Here is a 20445-nt window from a genome sequence, read left to right on the forward strand (position 1 = left end):
TTTGAGGCTCAGATGGTTGAGATGCGGCAGGGCTTTGCAGCCCAAATCTCCGAGATCCGGGCTGAACAGCAACGATCTGCCGAGCGCTTTGAGGCTCAGATGGCCGAAATGCGGGCCGAGCAGCAACGATCTGCCGAGCGCTTTGAGGCCCAGATGGCCGAAATGCGGGCCGAGCGGCAGGCTATGGAAGCCCAACTCCAGACCGAAATCCAGGAGATCAGGGCGTTGATCCAACAGAACCAGGAGCGGATTCGACAGAACGAAGAGCGGGGAGACGAGCTGGAGGTGGCCATACAGGAGTGCCGCCGAGATATGCAGGCTGGGTTTGCCGAACTGAGGGAAGCGCAAGCCATGATGATGGAGCAATTTCGGGAGCGCGATGGCCGCCTGATCGAGGCTCAACTCAGCTTTATTCGGGAGATGCGGGAAATGCAACGGGAAGTGGCGGAGCTGCGACTGGATTTTCTCAATCACATGCGCCAATACCACCCACCTGTCGAACGTTAAATGGCTACGGCAGCACCTGGGCGGTCACCTCAGCTTGCGGTCGTAGGGGTAGCGGGGGATGGCTCTGTGGCTTCCTGGGGGATCCCCCCCCTTTCCCAAGCCAGGGTTTTGGCAGGAGCCCCTCATCTGCTCCGGCACTTTACCGATCATCCGGCCCGCAAGATCCCGCTCACCGGGCCGGTGGAAAGTTGGATCCCGCTTTTGCAGCAGGAGATGGCTCAGGGATCCCTAGTTTTGTTGGCCAGCGGGGATCCGCTTTTTTTCGGGATCGGGCGGCTGTTGACGGAGTATTTCCCAGCGGAGCGGTTGGCCTTCTATCCGCAGGTGAGCTCGGTGCAGCTGGCCCTGAACCGCCTGCAGATCCCCTGGCAGGAGGCGACCATCCTCAGCCTGCACGGGCGGGGAGTGGAGCGGTTGGAAGCCGTTCTCAAGCAGGGATCCCCTGTGATCGTGGTGCTCACCGATCCGGAGCATACACCGACCGTCTTGGCCCAGTTCATTGCCGACCTGCGGCTGCCGGTGCGCTACCAAGCCTGGGTCTGTAGTCAACTGGGATCCCCTCAAGAACAGGTCGTGCCCCTCCAAGAAGGGGAAGACGCCGTTTTCCCCAGCCCCAACGTTGTGGTGCTGCGACGAGTAGAGCCGGAGCCAGATCCCCATCGCTGGCCTTTGGTCGGGATCCCGGACGACCAGTTCTACACCTTTCCCGACCAGCCCGGCTTGATCACCAAGCAGCCCATCCGCCTGCTCACCTTAGGATCCCTGCAGCTCCCCCAGGAGGGCGTGGTGTGGGACATCGGTGCCGGCACCGGCTCGGTGGCCATCGAAATAGCCCGCCTCTCTTCTCGGCTCCAGGTCTATGCTGTCGAGCGCAACGCCATGGGCATCTGTCTGATTCGGCGCAACCGGCAACGCTTTGGCCCAGAGAACCTGCAGGTGATCCCGGGGGCAGCCCCCCAAGTGTTGGCCAACTTGCCCGACCCAGATCGGGTGGTGCTGGGCGGCGGCGGCAAAGGGATCCGCGACCTGCTGCCGGTGGTGGAAGCCCGCCTGCGGCCTGGAGGGATCTTAGTGGCCAACTTCGCTACCCTAGAAACCTGCAGTGAAGCCCTGCAATGGCTGCGTTCTCGGGGCTGGCAAGTTCGAGTAGATCACGTTCAGATCTCCCGCTCTGCCGTCCTGGCCGAGGGCACCCGCTTTGCCCCCCTGAACCCGGTTTACCTGCTGCAAGGGATCCCTTCAAATTGGAAAGCCCAGTAAGCCCCCCGTTGCTCTGCTTTCCCTTCTCCCTGTGGGGGAGGGAAAGTTATCCCTCGTCCTCCTCATCGGCGGTGAACCCCGGTCGGTACAGGTAGGCGGAGGAGGGACGGTTGGTCTTCTTGATTTGGTCTTTGATGGATTCCAGGTCGATGTAGCGATCCGCCAAGTTGATCAGTTGATCGCTGGTCATGGAACGCAAGCTGACCACCTCCACTCGTGCCCCTTGGTAGCTAACGGCATTGACCGCATAGGCCAAGTCTCCATCGCCGCTCACCAGCACAGCCGTCTCATACCAGCGCACCAGCGACAGCATATCCACGGCAATTTCCACATCCAGGTTGGCTCTCTTGGATCCATCGGGCAACTGGGTTAGCTCTTTGGTAACCACGCGGTAGCCATTGCGGCGCATCCAGAGCAAAAACCCCTGCTGCTTTTCGTTGTTGCGATCGACGCCGGTGTAGAAAAAAGAGCGCAAAAGGGGCGACCGACCACTCAGAGTCTTCAGCAGACGGGTGTAGTCGATCTCAATGCCCAGTTGCAGAGCGGCATAGAACAGATTGGATCCGTCGATGAATATGGCCACACGCCCACGGTTGTCCTGCAAGGGATCCGCAGGCTGAAAGCCGGGATCAGGATCAAGACGCAGCATTCGGGTTTTCTTCTCCAAGTTTTGACAAAAGGGCAGAAAAAAGAGGTGTTAAATGGGTTTAATCGCCAATACAGCTCTTTCCGGCAGCACTGACTACAGCTAATGCAGACGCCTCTCTTGTGCGATAGGGATCTTACTGCTTCCCAGAGTGATCTGCAGAATTCCCATGAAGTCGGAAAAAGCCGTAAAAGGCTGCCCCAAGCCCTGGGACACATGATTTACCCTAGCGCAGGAGAGACGATCCCCGGAGAAGATTTCCAAAATCCTAAAGAAAAAATACCTACGATAAGGAGAGGCTTTGGGGATGGAGTGCGGGGATGGGCCGGTACCTTACCGCTTTTCGAGCCCCTTGCACAGAGGGGTGCTGCGCAGCCGCTACAAGCGGTTTTTGGCCGATGTGGAGCTGGAAAACGGGCAACAGATCATCGCCCATTGCCCCAACACAGGGCCGATGAGTGGGGTCTGTCAGGTGGGGGCACCTGTGTACCTCTCCCATCACCCGGAGCCGAAACGGAAACTGGCCTACACCTGGGAGATGATCCAGGTGGATGGGGTATGGGTGGGGATCAACACCAGCTTGCCCAATCGCCTGGTGGACTGGGGGCTGGAGCGAGGGTGGTTTCCCCAGTTGGCAGGATTTTCCCGCCGGCAACGGGAGGTGACCTGCGGCAGGAGCAAAATCGACTTTCTGCTGACAGGAGACTCTGGCTCGGCCTATTTGGAGGTGAAGAACACCACCTGGGCCAAGGGATCCCGCGCGCTGTTTCCCGATACGGTGACCACTCGCGGCCAAAAACACCTGGAAGATTTGATCGCGGTGCGCCAACAGGGTCAGCGTGCCCTGCTGATGTACTGGATCAATCGCGCCGATTGCACCGAGTTTGCCCCCGGCGAAGAACGGGATCCCCGCTATGCCCGTCTGTTTCGTGAGGCCCTGCAGGTCGGGGTAGAGATGTTGCCCTATCGGGTCGAGGTTTCGCCGGCAGGGATCCGCCCCTTGGGTTTGGCCAAAATCGTTGTCTAGGCACCCCAAAAGAAGGGGCAAGCTCTCTGGAAACGGCTGGGGATCGCCTATAATTCTGTTTTCTCCAGATTCTTCCATTTTCCAGGCATTTGAGGACCATGAGCGAACCTTCCTCCCGTCCTCATCACATTGTTCTCACCTCCCATCCCTCCCCTTATGGGACGCAAGCCCAGCCGATTCGCTGGGGATCCTTGGATCCACTGCAGCGGGGGCCGGTGGTGGGTAGCCTGACCAATCTTGCCCATCGCAATGTCATCGGCACCCATGCGGGAGCCTACGCTGTCTATCGGGCATTGGCTGTGGCCAGTGGCTCTTTGCAGGCGGATCACCGCGCCGATTTAACCCATACTGCCCCGGTGGTGTCGATTGGCCCTCACCCAAGCTGGGGAGATCCAGACCGGATTGTGTCTTTGGATCCCTGGGGAGCAGTTGTGGGGGAAGTCTTTGCCCCCCTCTATGCCCAGGGCTACGATATTCGCCCTACTATTGCCATTACTCAGGCCCACATCCACATGCCAGAACTGCAGGAGGCGGTCAACAAAGGGCGGTTACGGGTGGATGGCCGGATCCTCAAAGACAACGGCAGCCTGGTGGTCACCAAAGCCGCAATCGAGCCGGTCTGGTACCTGCCGGGGATCGCCAAACGATTGCAGGTGAGCGAAAGCCTGCTGCGCCGCACCCTCTTCGAGCAGACGGGAGGCATGTTTCCAGAATTGGTGACTCGCCCAGACCTATCGGTGTTTTTGCCGCCCATCGGTGGCCAGACGGTGTACATCATCGGGCAAGTGGCCGCCATCACCGACCCGGCTTTGCCCCTGGCGGTGCGGGTTCACGACGAATGCAATGGTTCCGATGTGTTTGGCTCGGATATTTGCACCTGCCGCCCCTACCTGGTGCATGGCATTGAAGAATGCGTTAAGACGGCCCAAGCCGGTGGAGCCGGGGTGATCGTGTACCTGCGCAAAGAAGGCCGCGCCTTGGGAGAGGTGACCAAGTTTTTGGTCTACAACGCCCGCAAGCGCCAGGAAGGAGGGGATCGGGCTGATGCCTACTTCGCCCGTACCGAGTGTGTGGCAGGGGTGCAAGACATCCGGTTTCAGGAGTTGATGCCGGATGTGCTCCATTGGCTGGGCATAACCCGAATCGATCGCCTGATTTCTATGAGCGACCTCAAGTATCGAGCCATCACCAACTCCGGCATTGAGGTTCTGCAGCGGGTGCCCATCCCAGAAGAGCTGATCCCGGCGGATGCCCGTGTGGAGATCGAGGCCAAAAAAGCTGCCGGCTACTACACCGAGGGGGAGGTGCTGGATGCGGAGCGGCTGGCCCAAATCCGAGGAAGAGCCTTGGTGGAGTGAGCGGGATCCCTCATGCAAGTGGCTACCTGGAATGTCAACTCCATTCGCACCCGGCTGCCTCAGGTTTTGGCTTGGCTGGACAGCCAGGGATCCCTGGATGTGCTCTGCCTGCAGGAGACCAAGGTGGTAGATGAAGACTTTCCCCGGGCGGCCTTTCAGGAGCGGGGCTTTCATGTGGAGGTCTACGGGCAAAAGTCCTACAACGGTGTGGCTCTGATCAGCCGGGATCCCCCGGAAAAAGTAGAACGGGGGTTTGGTGCGCTGCTGCCTGCGGCGGCAGATTTGGACGAGCAAAAGCGGCTGATGAGCGCCATCTACCGCGGGATCCGTATTCTCAACCTTTATGTGCCCAACGGTGCTGAGGTGGGATCGGAAAAATACGCCTATAAATTGCGCTGGCTGGCCACGCTGAAGGATTACCTCGCGGTTGCCCTGAGCCAAGGGGATCCCATCCTGCTCTGCGGGGACTTTAACATTGCCCTGGAAGATCGGGATATTTATGATCCCCAAAAAGCGGGAGAAATCATGGCTTCCGAACCGGAGCGACAAGCCCTGCGGGAGATCCTGGCTTTAGGGTTTGAAGATGCGTTTCGCAGGTTCACCCCAGATCCCGGCCATTTTAGCTGGTGGGACTATCGCTCGGGGGGGTTTCAAAGGAATCGCGGCTGGCGCATTGATCATCATTATCTGTCTCGTGAGCTACAGGAGAAAGCCACCGCTTGCTGGATCGATGTTGAGCCACGGCGGGCCGAAAAACCCAGCGATCATGCCCCTGTCATTGTTGCCCTGGATATTTAAGCGCCTTGTTATAGTCATTTCAAGCTAGGTTGAGACACTCCCCAAACGCTCCCTGCCACTGCCTTCACCCCTTCTCTCAGAGGAAGAGGGGAGCCAGGCGGAAATGTTTCATTCCTGTTTAAATGACCATAACAGCTCATACCAACCAGCCATCCAATTAAAATGGAGCGGCCTCTTCGAGAATTTTCAGCAGGTGTTGCCGCTGTTCTGAGCTGAGGACCTGTCGCATTTCCAGAACTGCCTCAAAACGTTTGGCATTTACTTCTTGGCTTAGCTGTTGTACCCGCTGAAATTGAGCTGCCACTTCTGACTCAGGGGCATCGCCGACCAGCAACTCCCGCAATCGACCGCGGGCTGCCCTCAACTCCAAAATGCGCTCCAACAACTCTTCCTGTTTGCGGTGGCGGATCTGCTGCAATTGCCGCAACTGCTCGTCGGAGAGGTTCAGCTCCCGCAAATTGCGAGCAAAGGGGCGGCGCAAATCCATCATTCGCAGGGGGCGGGGTTGGCCCATCACCGGTTCACCCAGGGATCCCAGGTAGAGTGGCAAAATGGGGATCCAAATCCAAGCATTTCTCATGGTTCTTTGCAGGCTTTTTCTAAGAATCTGACCAAGAATCTGACCAAGGTCTCAGAAGTCTCAGCGGTGTAATGGTCAATGAAGGGGGATATTCGTGAGGCTGATGGATTTAGGATCCCTCTGGATCGCGTTCTATCCACCAAGTTTCGGTTTCTGTTCCCTCTGGGCTCAGCAAGCTTCCCCAAGTGCTCACCAAAAAACTTTCTAGGGCTTCGGTCTCCTGGGCCACCACCTGTACCTGCCAGCGCTGATAGCCAATCCAGCCCAGCAAAGCGCCCGCCAAAAGGGAGATGCCAACCCAACGCCAAGGGTGCTTGAGCCGGCCATGAAGTGGATGAGTCGCCACAACTTGAAGGATCTGCTCCTCCAGCCCAGAGGCCGCAGGGGGAGGGAGGGGGCGATATTGACGCAAAAAGTGGCGCAGCCGCTCGTCTGCTAGGGGGTTGGGGTGCTCACTCATGGGGTAATGCCCTCCTGAAGTAGGTGTTGACGGATGGTGGCACGGGCGTGAAACAGCCGGGACTTCACCGTTCCCACCGGGATCCCTAAAATCTCGGCAATCTCTTTCTGGGGCAGATCTTCTAGGTCGTGCAGAATCAGAACCATTCTGTGTTCAGGGCTAAGCTGAGCCATGCTTTGCTGTAGAGCCTGTTGGTAGTGCAAGTGCATCAGGTCGGGGCCAGGGTGAGCAATATCCGATCCGAGGACCAGGTTTTGGGTTTGGGAGTGTTGCCGGGCGCAGCGCCGTCGCTGATCTGAGGCCACATTCCAGCAGATGCGATACAGCCAAGTGGAAAACTGGGCCGAGCCGCGAAACCGAGGCAACCCTTTCCAGGCACGAATAAACACTTCCTGTACCAGGTCATCCAAAAGATCGGCTCCACACAAGGGATAGAGGATATTCCGTACCGACTGCTGGTATTTGCGGTAGAGTTGGCGAAAGCTCTGGCTGTCGCCGTTGAGGCAGCGCTGGATCAGCTCCCAATCGGATGTATCCTTTGCCGCCTGCACGAGAGGACGCTCCCTTGTTCTCAACCTTGCTTTGTCTGACTCCCAATGCCCCCAAAAGGTTCAAAGGATCCCTGTCTACGAGGGCCCTCCACTTCCCGCCAAGCAAGATATGGTCGTTTAGGCTAGACTGAGACACCTGGGCTATACGAGAAAAGCCTTATGGCCCCATGCATTATTGCTCCGCAGCGCTGACGCGACGACGCGACCAATGTTTTAGGTGTGGGTGCAGTGTCCTAGTTTGAGTCGAAATGACCATACCGGCATCTTCTGATTGCCGTTTTCCCTCAAAGGATACCCGCCGGCAGGTGTAGACAAGCCAATCCCTCTTGCCTGTTCGCACTTTCTCAATCCCAATTCTGTTGAATTCTATTGGCTCGTCGACCTACAATTCCAATAACACCAAAAAGAGGAAATGAAAAGCTGATCTTCATGCCTGCCTGGCCATGACCAAAACAACTCAAATAACCGATAAACCCGATCTGTTTGGATTCCTCTATCATCACCCGACGCTCATCCTTGCCATTCTGTTGGGGCCACCTCTCATTTGGTTACTGGTCTTTTACTTGGGGCCGCTGCTGGCGCTGCTGCTGCAAAGTTTTTATCATCTGGATCCCTTTACCGGCCTGATCCTGAGAAAGTTTACTTTGGCCACCTATCGAGAGCTGCTCACTCCGGCCAATGTGGATATCTTTGTCCGCAGCTTGACTATGGCTTTGGCAGTCACTTTGGCTGCCATTGTGTTGGCTTTTCCTCTGGCTTATACCATGGTCAGACTGGCCTCTCCTCGCTGGAAGGGCTTTTTGTATTTGTTGGTGCTCCTACCGCTTTGGTCTAGTTATTTGATTCGGGTTTATGCCTGGAAGTTGATCCTGGCCAAAGAAGGGATCCTTACCTATCTACTCACCCATGTGGGCCTACAGGGATGGGTGGAAAAGATTTTGCAGTTGCCCGGGATCGGTGGGCCATCGCTGGCTGTATCCAACTTGGGTATTTTCTTGGTGTTTCTCTATGTTTGGCTGCCCTATATGATTCTGCCGATCCAGGCGGCTTTGGAGCGAGTGCCTGATAGCTTAATTGAGGCTTCTGCAGATTTGGGAGCTCAGGGTTGGCAAACGTTCCGCCATGTTACTCTTCCCCTCGCCTTGCCAGGGATCCTGGCCGGGTCGGTCTTCACCTTTTCCTTAACGCTAGGAGATTTTGTGGTGCCTTATTCTCTGGGCAATTCCAGCTATTTCATCGGGCAGGCAGTTCTCGCCTTTCAGGGCACCTCTGGCAACATTCCCTTGGCGGCAGCCTTCACGGTTGTGCCGATGGGGATCATGACCGTCTATCTGCTAGTGGCCAAGCGGCTGGGGGCTTTTGAATCGGTGAGCTGACCCGATCAAGGATTTTTCCAACACATGAGGAGCCAACTGAGCTAGGCTGGTAACTGTTAACGAATGTATCGGGCTGTCCCTATGGTGCTCTTTGGCTTTGGCAAACTTGGCAAGAAACTGTCCCTGCCCAAACCGGAAGAAGCCTTGCCGGGCCGGGCCGAGCCGATGGTGATCGTGAATCGGCATTTTGTCAATGGCCATCCGCTGCAGCCGCCTTTTCCCGAGGGCATGGAGCTGGCCATGTTCGGCATGGGCTGCTTCTGGGGGGCAGAGCGCAAGTTTTGGCAGGTGCCAGGGGTGTTCAGCACAGCGGTGGGCTACGCTGGCGGGTTTACCCCCAACCCCACCTATGAAGAGGTCTGTACTGGCCTGACCGGCCACAACGAGGTGGTGCGGGTGGTTTACGACCCAGCTCAGGTCAGCTATGCCCAACTGCTGAAGGTGTTTTGGGAAAATCACGACCCTACCCAGGGGATGCGCCAGGGCAATGATGTGGGCACCCAATACCGCTCCGGCATCTATGTGTATTCTCCGGCGCAGCGGGAGCTGGCGGAAAAAACCCGCGATCTCTATCAGCAGGCCCTGACCGCCCACGGCTACGGCCAGATCACCACCGAGATCTTAGACGCGCCTGAGTTTTACTACGCCGAAGACTACCACCAGCAATATCTGGCCAAGAATCCGCGCGGCTACTGCGGCCTGGGGGGCACTAAGGTTTGTCTGCCAGAGATCCTCACCGAGCCCGTCTGATCCACACCCTGACGGATCAAAAGATCCGGCGGGAATGGGATCCCCGCTCAAGGAACTCCCTAGCCACTAGGGTTACCACCGCCAGCAAGGAGAGCACCACCGCCGCCGCATAGGCTGAGCCGGTGGCATAACTGCGGTAGGCATCTTCCACGAACAGGGGCAAGGTCTGGGTGCGGCCAATGATGTTGCCGGAAACCACAGCCACAGCGCCGAACTCCCCCATGGCGCGGGCATTGGTCAAGATGACGCCGTACAGAAGGCCCCAGCGGATGTTGGGCAGGGTGATTCTCCAGAAGATCTGCCAGGGGGTCGCCCCCAGCGTTTTGGCGGCTTCTTCCTGGTCGGTGCCCGCCTCCTCCAACACCGGCAACACTTCCCGCGCCACAAAAGGAAGGGTGATGAAAGCCGTTGCCAACACAATGCCCGGAAATGCAAAGATAACCCGCAAGTTCCAGGATCCCAGCCAACCCTGACGCCCGAAGATGAGCACCAGCATTAGGCCAGCCACCACCGGGGAAATGGAAAAGGGCAGATCGATCAGGCTCAGGAGCAGGGCCCGCCCCGGAAGACGCCGATGAGCAATGGCCAAGGCAGCACAGAGGCCGAAAAAGGTATTGAGGGGCACAACGACCAGGGCGGTTAGCACCGTCAATCGCAGGGCACTGAGCAACTCCCGCTCTGTCAGGCGATGGAGAAAGGCTGGGATCCCTTCTCGAAACGCCTGATAGAAGATGTTCACCACCGGGATCCCCAGCAGCAGCGCGATGTAGAGCCCGACGATCCCGATCAACAGGCCCGACAGCCATGTTGAGGGCTTCGGTTTGACACCTGCTACCTCGTCAGGTTTCATGGCGACTTCCCCAGGCTTGCAGAAGGTTAATTACCACCAGCGACAGGAAAGAGATCCCCAACATCACCGTTCCGATCACGGTTGCCCCAGCATAGTCGTGTTGTTCCAGCCGCTGAATCACCAGCACCGCCGCAATCAAGTCCCGAAAGGGAATGCTGGAAGCGATGATCACCACAGAGCCGTATTCCCCCACGGCGCGGGAAAACCCTAGGGCTACCCCGGTGAGCACCGCCGGCAGGATCTGGGGCAGCACCACGCGCCGGAAGGTCTGAAAGCGGGAAGCCCCCAAACTCCAGGCTGCCTCTTCCACATCTTTCTCCAGCTCCTGCAACACCGGCTGCACCGTCCGCACCACAAAAGGAAAAGAAATAAACAGCATCGCCACACCCACCCCCAAGCGGGTAAAGGAGATGCGGATCCCCAAGGGGGCCAAAAGGGATCCAATCCAGCCGTTGCTGCTGTAAACCGTTGCCAGGGTGAGGCCGGCCACGGCGGTGGGCAAAGCAAACGGCAGATCGATCAACCCCTCGAGAAGCTTTTTGCCGGGGAAGGCGTAGCGCACCAGCACCCAGGCAGTCAGGGTGCCCATCACGCCGTTGATCAGAGCCGCCAGCAACGCGGTTACAAAAGTAACTTCATAGGCGGAGAGGGCCACGGGATCCGTCGCGATCCGCCAAAACTCCGCCCAGCCCACGCTGCTGGACTTGGCAATCAAGGCAGCCAGCGGCAGAACCAACATCAAGAAGAGATAGCCCAGGGTCAGCCGCCACGGCCAAGACAGTTGAGACAAAGCTTGCAGCAACGTTTCTCAAGCTCCCACCGGCATTGCGGTCATCTCGGTTTTTTTGACGGGAAAGGCTTTCACCACCTTGGGGCGCACATAGACCTGCTGCCCCACCTGCAGGGGTTGGTTGGCATATTGCTCGCGGCTGAGATGGGCCCACAGGGATCCGCCGTCGCTCAGAACCAGCTCTGCCTGAATCTCCCGACCCAGGTGGATGATCTCCTTAACGCGGGCAGAAACACCACTGCTGCCGGGGTTGACCTCAATCTGCACATCGTGGGGGCGCAAAAAAAGCTGATGCGGGCCGGCCTGCACCTCGGGAAGCTGGCAAAAGAGTTGGGAGCGGGGAGAAAGCTCGTTGACCGGGCCGACAAAGCTCATCACAAAGGGTGTAGCTGGATGGTCATAGATTTCTGCCGGGGATCCCACCTGTTCGATCCGCCCCTGGTTCATCACCACGATCTGATCCGCCACCTCCATGGCTTCCTCTTGATCATGGGTTACAAATACCGTTGTCACATGCACCTCATCGTGCAGGCGCCGCAACCACTTGCGCAGCTCTTTGCGGACTTTGGCATCCAGGGCCCCAAAGGGCTCATCCAACAGCAACACCTGCGGCTCCACCGCCAAAGCGCGGGCTAGGGCCACCCGCTGCCGCTGCCCCCCAGAGAGTTGAGAGGGGTAGCGATCCCCGAACCCCGATAGCTGCACCAGCTCCAGCAGCTCATCCACCCGTGCCCGAATCTCGGCCCGTGAAGCCTTGCGGATCTCCAAGCCAAAGGCGATGTTCTGCCGCACCGTCATGTGCTTGAACAGGGCGTAGTGCTGAAAAACAAAACCAATGTTGCGCTCCTGGACGCTGGCATGGGTAGCATCCCGCCCGGTGAGGGAAATCCGCCCCGTATCCGGCTTTTCTAGGCCGGCAATGAGACGCAGCAGGGTGGATTTGCCAGAACCCGACGGCCCCAACAAGGCCAACAGGGATCCCGTAGGAATGGTGAGATCGGTGGGGTGAAGGGCCTGAAACTCGCCAAAACGCTTCGATACCCCTTCGATGGTGATACCCATAGGTTCTGCCTAGCTAGTGGTTTGCCTGAGAAGTTGCTGGATGGTTGCCGGCTGAGTCTTCTGGAGAGGGTGAGGGCAGTTAAACCCGCGGCTAATCTACGGTAAACCTGTCAACAAACCGTTGATATAGCTCCCAAGATAACTTGAATGGGGATCCAAAACAAGGGAGACTCCCTACAACTGAGCTTGGATGCGGTCAAACAAGGCCCCATCGGCAAAAAAGCGGCTTTGGACAACCTCCCATCCGCCCAGGTCGGCGACGGTAACCCGCTTCTCAACAGGAGGGTAACGCCAGGCAAACTCTTGGGCCACTGTGGGTTCTACCGGGCGAAAGCCCACCTCGGCAAAAGCCCGCTGCGCTTCTGGGGTGAATAGGTAGTCCACAAAGGCTTCGGCCACGGCACGGGTGCCTTTGCGATCCACATTGGCATCCACCACGGCTACGGGGTTGTCGATGGAAATGTTGGGGTCGGGCACCACATAGGACAGGGATTGGCCGCGCAAGCCCGCCAGGATCACCTCATGTTCGTAGGTGAGCAGGGCATCCCCTTGCCCTTTCTGGAAAAAAACATCGGTGGCCTCCCGCGAGTCCCGCGGCAAAATACGGACATTCTTGTAGACCTGGGTGGTGAAGGCCAGAGCCTGAGGTTCAGGGACAGCGCTCCAGAGGGCTAAAAAGTTCCAGCGGGCGCCCCCTGAGGTCTTGGGGTTGGCGGTAACCACCTGCAAGCCGGGCCGAGCCAGATCTTGCCAAGAGCGGATCCCCTGGGGGTTGCCCTCCCGCGTTACAATTACTGCCACCGAACGGGTAACGATCCCTTGGTTGGGGGTACGGGCTTCCCATCCCGGCTGGATAAGACCGGCAGCCACGAGGCGCTCCACATCCAAAGCCAGGGCCAAGGCCACCACATCGGCATCCAGCCCGTCAATAACTGCCCGCGATTGCGTTGCCGAGCCGCCGTAGCTGCTTTCTACGCGCACCCGTTGCCCCGTTTTCGCCAGCCAATCGGCCTCAAAAGCAGGGATGATCTGCCGGTAGGCATCCCGCGTCACCGCAAAAGAAGCGAGGAGGATCCTGACTTCCCCCTGCAATCCCCCCCCTCGGCCACAGCCGCCAAGGCCAAGCAGAAGGCAGAGCAGCAGGGATCCCATCCCCAGCCACCGTCCCCCGCTCGCCAGCAGCCTCTGGATCCCGCCTGTCTTTGTAACCTCCATAGCCGTCCTCAAAACCTCAGGCCGCCCTCGCCCCCAGCCTCTCTCCGACAGAGGGGCTCCGCTTGCTGTAGGCGGAAGGAGCAGGCCCTTGTTCCTATTCTACGGTAAGCCGGTCGGCAAACCGTTTTTATTTAAGGATCCCTAGGCAGGACAGGGGTGGGGATCGCCGCATCGACAGCGAGATCCAGCGTGGCCTTGAGAATGCCAGGATCCTCTGGAGAAGGGCGCAACTGAAACCCCAGCCGCTGACACAGGCGGCGCATCGCCTCGTTTTCGCCAAGAACCTCGCCGGTGAGGCGCTGGATCCCTTCGCAGCGGGCCACCTGAATGAGGCGGGTCAACAGCTCTGTGCCAATCCCTTGCCGTTGGTAGGGATCCGCCACCAGCATGGCAAACTCTGCTTCTTGGGGAAAGCCATGTTTTCTGGAGAGGCGGCTGATGCCGAGGATTAAGGACTTCGTCCCGCTGACGCGATTGGCCTCTGGCTCCTGTTTTTCTGCTACTAAGGCAATCTCGCGGTCGTAATCGTTAAAGCAAATGCGGGTAAGGCGCTCGTGGGCGATGCGGGCGCTGTATTTGATCGGGTGGAAGTAGCGCAGATAGACGCTGTAATCGGAGACGTGGCGGTGAAAATCGATCACCAGAGGCTCATCTTCGGGGCGGATGGGGCGGATGGTGATGCCGTCCCGGAAGGGCCAGATGTACTGGGTGGGGTAGGGGCGGATGGCCAAAGGCACCTGGGGATCCTGCTCGGTTCGCAAAATGACGCGGGCATCCAAAGCCAGCAGGCCCTCGCTGGAAGCCAGCAGCGGATTGATGTCGATCTCTTTAATCTCCCGCTGCTCGGCCACCAGTTGGCTAAAGCGCACCAAGAGCTGTTCCAGGGCCTCCAGATCGACAGCTGGGCGTCCGCGTACCCCCCTGAGGGCCTTGTAGATGAGGGTGTTTTCCATCAGACGCCGGGCCAAGGTGGTGTTGAGGGGGGGAAGGCCGATGGAGCGATCTTGAAACACCTCCACCAGTTGTCCGCCACTGCCAAACAGCAACACCGGCCCAAATTGGGGATCCTGGCTGCTCCCCAGGATCAGCTCATAGCCATCCGTGTCCACCATCGGCTGCACCGTGACCCCCTGGAAGTGCTCCGGCCCCGCTTTTTCGGTAACGTTGCGGTAAATTTGCCCAAAAGCCCGGCGCACCGCCTCAGCATCGGGCAGGTTGAGCTGCACGCCGCCCACATCGGTTTTGTGGGTGAGGGTGTGGGAGTAGAGTTTCACCACCACCGGGTAACCCATGGCCTCGGCAGCTTCCACCGCCGCTTCGGGGCTCTCGGCCACCCGCGTCGGCACCACGGGGATCCCGTAGGCGGCCAGGATTTCCTTAGATTCGACCTCCGTGAGAAGCGTGCGGCCTTCCCGCCTCGCCTGGGCAAGGGTTTGCTGCACTTTTTCCTGCTCCACTGGCCTGGTGGGAGCCAGGGTGGGGGTTTCGTAGAGGGCCTTGAGGTTGTCACTAAAGCGCCACAGATGGCTAAACACCCGCGCCGCTTGATCCGGGTAGCGGTAGGTGGGGATCCCGGCCTGGTTGAGGATCTGCTCGCCCGCATCCACGCCAGCTCCCCCCATCCAACTGGCCAGAATGGGCTGCCGGGATCCACTGCGCCGCCAGGTCTCCACCACTTTCTCGGCAGTGGCCGTGGGATCCGTCATGGCTTGGGGGGTGAGGATGACCAGACAGCCCTGGCTGCCGGGATCTTGCAACACCACTTCCAAAACTTGGGCAAAGCGCTCCGGATCTGCGTCCCCCAAAATATCAATGGGATTGCCGTGGCTCCAGTGGGGGGGCAAGAGCTGGTTAAGCTGCTCCAGGGTTTGGGGGGAGAGCTGGGCCAGGGATCCCCCGGCGCGGATGAGGGCATCGGTGGCCAGCACCCCTGGCCCGCCGGCATTGGTGAGGATGGTCAGGTGAGGGCCCTGAGGACGGGGCTGTTTGGCCAGCACCTCCGCCAGGTCGAAGAGATCTTCAATGTGATCCACCCGCAGCACGCCGCAACGGCGGAAGGCCGCATCCAACACTGCGTCGCTGCCGGTGAGGGAGCCCGTGTGGGAAGCGGCTGCTTGGGCTGCCGCCTGGGTGCGCCCCGCCTTGATGACAATGATGGGCTTGCTCAGGGCCACCTCTCGGGCCGCGGACAGAAAAGAGCGGGCATCCCCGATGGATTCCATGTACAAGACAATGCTGTGGGTATGGGGATCCTCGCCCAGGTAGTCAATCAGATCTCCCCAGCCCACATCCAGCATGGATCCCAGAGAGATAAAGGCACTGAAGCCCACATTTTCCTGCAGGCTCCAGTCCAAAATCGAGGTGCACAGGGCCCCACTTTGGCTGATGAAGCCCACATTGCCGGGCCGGGCCATCTGGGCAGCAAAGGTGGCGTTTAAGCCCGTGTGGGGGTTTTGGATCCCCAGGCAGTTGGGGCCAATCAAGCGCAGCTTCCCAAGGACTCCGTCCCGCTGACGCGATTGGATAGTCTGCTGAATTTGCTTCTCCAGCTCCCAGCCAGCAGGGCCCGTTTCCTTGAAGCCTGCTGAAAGAACAATGGCGCCCTTGACCCCGGCTTCTACGCACTCCTGCACCACCTTGGGCACCCCCGCTGCCGGAATGGCGATAATGGCCAGATCCACCGGCTCCGGCAGAGCGGACAGCCGCTCGTAGGCCCGGATCCCCAACACCTGGTGCCGCTTGGGATTGACCGGGTAAACCGTGCCGCCAAAGGGGTGGCTAATGAGGTTCCACAACACCGTCCGCCCCACGCTGCCCTCCCGCTCCGTGGCCCCCACCACCGCCACCGAACGGGGCAGAAAAATGGGATTCAGGGGATGGGATCGGGCCCTCCAGATATCCACACTGGGATCCAGTCGTTGCCACATACCCTACTCCTTAGGCCAACACTGGTTCCGGCTGGTGGTAGAGGGCAGAATCCACCCGGCAGCCCCGATAGGCCAAAACGTACAGCTCCTTCATGTCTTGAATGAGGGGATAGCGGGGGTTGGCGCCGGTGCATTGGTCGTCAAAGGCTTGCTCCGCCATCGCCTCCAGACGGTCGTAAAACTCCCGCTCTTTCTCCCCCAGGGCCTCGCGAATGGTGGCCGGGATCCCCAGTTTCCGCTTGAGTTCTTCGATGGCCTCGATGAGGCGCATGACCTTTTCATCGTCATCCGCCCCGCCCAACTGCAGGTAATCGGCAATTTCAGCGTAGCGGTGCTTGGCGTTGGGATAGCGGTATTGGGGAAAAATGGCCTGCTTAAAGGGGGCGTCGGTGGCGTTGTAGCGGATGACGTGGGTAATCATCAGGGCATTGGCCAGGCCGTGGGGCAGATGGAAGGTGGATCCCAGCTTGTGGGCCAGGGAGTGGCACACCCCCAAAAAGGCGTTGGCAAAGGCCATGCCGGCAATGGTGGCGGCGTAGTGAACTTTTTCTCGGGCTTCTGGATCTGCAGCACCTTTTTCATAGGCCCGCGGCAGGTAGGTCATCAGGAGCTTGATGGCCTGCAGGGCCAGCCCATCGGTAAAGTCGCTGGCCATCACCGACACATAGGCTTCCAGAGCATGGGTGAGGGCATCGATGCCGCCGTAAGCCGTCAGCTTCTTGGGCATCTTGAGGGTGAGATCCGGATCCACAATGGCCATGGTGGGGGTGAGGGCGTAGTCCGCCAGCGGGTATTTGATCCCCACCCGGTCATCGGTCACCACGGCAAAGGGCGTCACCTCGGATCCCGTGCCGGAAGTGGTGGGGATGCAGATGAGCTGAGCTTTTTGCCCCAGTGGCGGCAGCTCGTAAACCCGCTTGCGGATGTCCATAAAGCGCATCGCCAAGCCTTCAAACTCCACCTGGGGCTGCTCGTACATCAGCCACATCACCTTGGCCGCATCCATCGGGGATCCCCCACCGACCGCAATAATCACATCCGGTTGAAACTGGCGCAACTGCTCCAGACCGCGATTGACGTTGCTGAGGGTGGGATCCGGCTCTACATCGTGGTACACATCCCAGCTCACGCGAATCTCATCCAAAACCTGGGTGATGGGATGCAATATGCCCAACTCAAAGAGCGGCTTATCGGTCACCAAAAAGGCGCGTTTTTTGCCGGCCAATTCCCGCAGAGCAATAGGCAGACATCCGGGCTTGAAGTAAACCTTGGGCGGGATCCGAAACCAGAGCATGTTTTCCCGACGTTGGGTTACCGTTTTAATGTTGAGCAGGTGGCGCGGCCCCACATTCTCGGAGATCGAATTGCCTCCCCAAGTGCCACAGCCCAAAGTCAGAGAGGGATCCAGCTTGAAGTTGTAGAGATCCCCAATGGCCCCTTGTGAAGAGGGAGTGTTGATCAAGACTCGACCGGTTTGCAGGGCATTTTCAAAGTAGGCAATATCGTCCCGATTGGCGGGATCTGTATACAAAACAGAGGTGTGTCCCCGCCCGCCGAAATTGACCAGTTGGACAGCAACATCTACGGCGCTGTGGAAATCGTTGGCGCGGTAGAGGGCCAAGATGGGGGCCAATTTTTCGTAGGAGAAGGGCTCCTCCGGCCCCACCTTCTCCACTTCCCCAATCAGCAGTTTGGTGCCTTCGGGTACCTGGATACCGGCCAGGGCAGCGATGGTCTGCACCGACTGGCCCACAATGGCCGGATTGAGGCGACCGTCTTTGAGAAGGATGCGGCGCACGGCTTCGGTTTGTTCCAGATCCAAAATGTAGGCCCCCCGATGGCGAAACTCGGCCTTGACCTGCTCGTAGATGGCATCCACCACCACCACTGCCTGTTCTGAGGCACAGATCATGCCGTTGTCGAAGGTCTTGCTCAACAAAATCGAGCTGACAGCCATGGGAATATCGGCACTGGCATCGATCACTGCCGGGGTATTGCCCGCTCCCACCCCCAAAGACGGGTGGCCCGAAGAGTAGGCCGCTTTAACCATGCCAGGCCCGCCGGTAGCCAAGATCAGCTTCACCTCAGGATGCTGCATTAAGGCCTGAGAAAGCTCGATGGTGGGCTCGTCGATCCAGCCGATCAACCCCACAGGAGCGCCCGCTGCCTCGGCAGCTTCTCTGACCACTTTGGCCGCGGCAATGGTGCATTGTTTAGCCCGCGGGTGGGGAGAAAAGATAATGCCGTTGCGGGTTTTGAGGGTGATCAGAGCCTTGAAAATGGTCGTTGACGTGGGGTTGGTTACCGGCACAATACCTGCCAAAAGACCCACCGGTTCAGCAATTCTCTCGTAGCCAAAGCTCTCATCCCGCTCGATAACCCCGCAGGTTTTCTCGTGTTTGTATTTGTTGTAAATGTATTCCGAGGCAAAGTGATTTTTGATCACCTTGTCCTCCACAATACCCATGCCGGTTTCCTGTACCGCCAGCTTGGCCAACGGGATCCGTTCGTTGTTGGCAGCCAGAGCGGCTTTGTGAAAAATCCGGTCTACCTGTTCTTGGGTGAAAGTTGCATATTCAGCTTGGGCAGCCTTCACCTGCTGGATCAAGGTTTCCAGCTCGGCTAGATTGGTTACTGGCATCGGTGGATCCCTCCAAAACTCATCAAGACTTAGACGATAGGAACAATTGACAATCGGATAGTTGGAAATAGTCGAATAACCCGAATGGCAATCTAGGCGCCAACAGGAGCAGGAACTTGGATTTCGGTGGTCAGGGTGGGGGGATGGGTGAGCGTATTGTGAATGATGCAGGCATCAACTGCTTTTTCCAGCCCCTTTTGATGCCTTCCGTCCAGCGGGATCCCGATTTTGACTTGGATGCGAATGTTGTCTAGGCGAGCCGGATGCTCAATTTTCTCCGCCGTGACCACCACCTCTAGTCCACTGGGATCCAACTGCCGAGCTTCCAGATATTTGACGGCATAAAAACCAACACAGGCGCCCAGAGAAGCCAGAAACCATTCCGGCGGCGTCATTCCCTGATCTCGACCGTGATTGTCCAAAGGCTGGTCGCTGAGAATGCGGTGCCCTCGGCTTTCCGCTTGGAACTGAACACCATCGCGGTAGGTGACGCAAACTTCCATTGGGGATCCCTCCTCTTGGGGTATTCTTCAGTTCACATAGAGTCCGTAAAGTTAGCCTGGGGATCAACTTGGATTCCAGTCAGCTCAGGGCCAATCTGGAGACGGTGCAGAGGTTTTAGAGATTAACTGTGAATCACTTCGGATCTAAGCGTGACCTGGCTATGCTGACCCAAGCTGAAACTGCAGAACGGTCAAACAGCCACCAGTCCTTGATCCCGAAAGATTTGTAAGGCGTGATTCACCTGTTCGGGTGTGGGTGGATTGACATCGGCAAGGGTGTAAGGCAATCCCAATTGCTGCCATTTGTATTCCCCCATCTTGTGAAAGGGCAAAACTTCTACCCGCTCAACGTTAGAAAGCGTCGCCACAAACTGAGCCAAACCCTTTATGTTTTCTTCGGGATCTGTCAGCCCCGGAACAAGTACAAAACGAATCCAGGTGGGCTTGTGGATCTGGTCTAAATAGCGGGCCAGATTAAGAGTGGGTTCTAGCGAAACACCGGTAACCTTTCGATACAGCTCCGGCAGATAAGACTTGATATCCAGCAACACCAAATCTGTATGCTCCAACACAGGCTTGGCTGCTTCCAGTTGCCCATAGCCAGAAGTATCCAAAGCCGTGTGCAAGCCCAACTCATGACAGCGACGGAAGATCTCAGCTACAAAGGTGGGTTGCAGCAAAGGCTCTCCCCCGGTAGCCGTAACTCCCCCCCCTCGCAAGTAATTCTTGTAACGTTGGATCTCGGCAATTAAAGACTCAACCGTAACAAGCTGTCCCGCCTCCGGATCCCGACAGTCAGGGTTGTGGCAATACAAACAGCGAAGTGGACAACCCTGTGTAAAAATTACGAAGCGGATTCCTGGCCCATCGACGGTGCCACAGGTTTCCACCGAGTGAATGCGCCCGGCAATTGGTGTCAGGGGGTTCATAACGGTATCCATACTTTTATCCTGGATGACTTTTGCAAAATATCAATCAATCTTGAGGTTTTCTTCCAGATTGCTAACTCAGGTTAAATAGAACACAGTTTCCGTTTCTCTTTGGATTAGGTTGGGGCTAGATTTTTTTAGATCCCTAGGGTCTTTTAGCTAGACCGCTGCTATCCTGGCTGGAAGGGAGAAAGGGGGATAAAAAGCCGAAAGGG

The 20445-nt window shown here is 58.1% G+C and carries 18 protein-coding genes and 1 pseudogene; 7 read left to right on the forward strand and 12 right to left on the reverse strand.

Annotation, left to right across the window (positions count from 1 at the left end; genetic code table 11):
• Both ACVWZU_RS10230 and cbiE read left to right on the forward strand, forming a co-directional pair.
• Positions 1-507: pseudogene (locus ACVWZU_RS10230) on the forward strand (hypothetical protein); the annotation flags it as partial.
• Positions 508-1767 carry a precorrin-6y C5,15-methyltransferase (decarboxylating) subunit CbiE gene (cbiE, locus tag ACVWZU_RS10235; RefSeq protein ID WP_457398042.1) on the forward strand — a complete coding sequence of 420 codons (1260 nt, stop codon included), beginning with the start codon at positions 508-510 and terminating at the stop codon, positions 1765-1767.
• A 46-nt stretch (positions 1768-1813) separates the two neighbouring features.
• On the opposite strand, the gene ACVWZU_RS10240 is transcribed toward cbiE, so the two are convergent.
• Positions 1814-2416, reverse strand: a complete 603-nt coding sequence (locus tag ACVWZU_RS10240) for a LabA-like NYN domain-containing protein (RefSeq protein WP_414332504.1) — start codon at positions 2414-2416, stop codon at positions 1814-1816.
• A gap of 304 nt (positions 2417-2720) precedes the next feature.
• On the opposite strand from ACVWZU_RS10240, the gene sfsA reads away from it, so the two are divergent.
• The 3 genes from sfsA to xth all read left to right on the forward strand — a co-directional run bounded on the left by sfsA (position 2721) and on the right by xth (position 5596).
• Positions 2721-3440 carry a DNA/RNA nuclease SfsA gene (gene sfsA / locus ACVWZU_RS10245; protein ID WP_457444724.1) on the forward strand — a complete coding sequence of 240 codons (720 nt, stop codon included), beginning with the start codon at positions 2721-2723 and terminating at the stop codon, positions 3438-3440.
• A gap of 98 nt (positions 3441-3538) precedes the next feature.
• A complete protein-coding gene (locus ACVWZU_RS10250) occupies positions 3539-4798 on the forward strand; it encodes a GTP cyclohydrolase II (RefSeq protein ID WP_457444726.1) in 1260 nt (419 codons plus the stop codon).
• A 12-nt stretch (positions 4799-4810) separates the two neighbouring features.
• Complete coding sequence (gene xth, locus ACVWZU_RS10255; RefSeq protein WP_457444728.1) at positions 4811-5596, forward strand: exodeoxyribonuclease III; 786 nt, start codon at positions 4811-4813, stop codon at positions 5594-5596.
• A gap of 157 nt (positions 5597-5753) precedes the next feature.
• Here the strand turns inward: xth and ACVWZU_RS10260 are convergent, their stop codons facing one another.
• The 3 genes from ACVWZU_RS10260 to ACVWZU_RS10270 form a co-directional block, all read right to left on the reverse strand.
• Positions 5754-6176, reverse strand: coding sequence for a Spy/CpxP family protein refolding chaperone (locus ACVWZU_RS10260; protein ID WP_414343944.1), 423 nt, complete (start codon positions 6174-6176; stop codon positions 5754-5756).
• Positions 6177-6285: 109 nt separating this feature from the next.
• Positions 6286-6636 carry a hypothetical protein gene (locus ACVWZU_RS10265; RefSeq protein ID WP_414343942.1) on the reverse strand — a complete coding sequence of 117 codons (351 nt, stop codon included), beginning with the start codon at positions 6634-6636 and terminating at the stop codon, positions 6286-6288.
• Positions 6633-7187, reverse strand: a complete 555-nt coding sequence (locus ACVWZU_RS10270; RefSeq protein WP_457444730.1) for a sigma-70 family RNA polymerase sigma factor — start codon at positions 7185-7187, stop codon at positions 6633-6635. Before ACVWZU_RS10270 ends, ACVWZU_RS10265 begins: the two co-directional genes overlap by 4 nt.
• Positions 7188-7630: 443 nt before the next feature.
• Between ACVWZU_RS10270 and ACVWZU_RS10275 the strand changes: the two genes are divergently transcribed.
• A complete protein-coding gene (locus ACVWZU_RS10275) occupies positions 7631-8563 on the forward strand; it encodes an ABC transporter permease (RefSeq protein WP_457444732.1) in 933 nt (310 codons plus the stop codon).
• 81 nt (positions 8564-8644) lie between these two features.
• The gene (msrA, locus tag ACVWZU_RS10280; RefSeq protein ID WP_414330118.1) at positions 8645-9313 is read left to right on the forward strand and encodes a peptide-methionine (S)-S-oxide reductase MsrA; all 669 of its coding nucleotides are present in this window, start codon (positions 8645-8647) and stop codon (positions 9311-9313) included.
• A 16-nt stretch (positions 9314-9329) separates the two neighbouring features.
• Here the strand turns inward: msrA and cysW are convergent, their stop codons facing one another.
• From cysW to pflA, 8 genes are all read right to left on the reverse strand, one after another.
• Positions 9330-10163 (reverse strand): sulfate ABC transporter permease subunit CysW, encoded by an 834-nt coding sequence (gene cysW / locus ACVWZU_RS10285; RefSeq protein WP_457444734.1) that lies wholly within the window; start codon positions 10161-10163, stop codon positions 9330-9332.
• Positions 10153-10965, reverse strand: coding sequence for a sulfate ABC transporter permease subunit CysT (cysT, locus tag ACVWZU_RS10290; RefSeq protein ID WP_414330111.1), 813 nt, complete (start codon positions 10963-10965; stop codon positions 10153-10155). Before cysT ends, cysW begins: the two co-directional genes overlap by 11 nt.
• A 6-nt stretch (positions 10966-10971) precedes the next feature.
• A complete protein-coding gene (locus ACVWZU_RS10295) occupies positions 10972-12015 on the reverse strand; it encodes a sulfate/molybdate ABC transporter ATP-binding protein (protein ID WP_457444736.1) in 1044 nt (347 codons plus the stop codon).
• Positions 12016-12189: 174 nt separating this feature from the next.
• Complete coding sequence (locus ACVWZU_RS10300) at positions 12190-13230, reverse strand: sulfate ABC transporter substrate-binding protein (RefSeq protein WP_457444738.1); 1041 nt, start codon at positions 13228-13230, stop codon at positions 12190-12192.
• Positions 13231-13361: 131 nt separating this feature from the next.
• Positions 13362-16157, reverse strand: a complete 2796-nt coding sequence (locus ACVWZU_RS10305; protein ID WP_457444740.1) for a bifunctional acetate--CoA ligase family protein/GNAT family N-acetyltransferase — start codon at positions 16155-16157, stop codon at positions 13362-13364.
• 10 nt (positions 16158-16167) lie between these two features.
• Positions 16168-18798 (reverse strand): bifunctional acetaldehyde-CoA/alcohol dehydrogenase, encoded by a 2631-nt coding sequence (gene adhE / locus ACVWZU_RS10310; protein WP_457444742.1) that lies wholly within the window; start codon positions 18796-18798, stop codon positions 16168-16170.
• 92 nt (positions 18799-18890) lie between these two features.
• Entirely contained in the window at positions 18891-19301 is a 411-nt protein-coding gene (locus ACVWZU_RS10315; protein ID WP_457444743.1) for an OsmC family protein, read from the reverse strand.
• A gap of 191 nt (positions 19302-19492) precedes the next feature.
• A complete protein-coding gene (gene pflA / locus ACVWZU_RS10320; protein ID WP_457444745.1) occupies positions 19493-20242 on the reverse strand; it encodes a pyruvate formate-lyase-activating protein in 750 nt (249 codons plus the stop codon).
• Between the last annotated feature and the right edge of the window lie 203 nt (positions 20243-20445).

This window comes from Thermostichus sp. MS-CIW-26 (assembly GCF_054059115.1).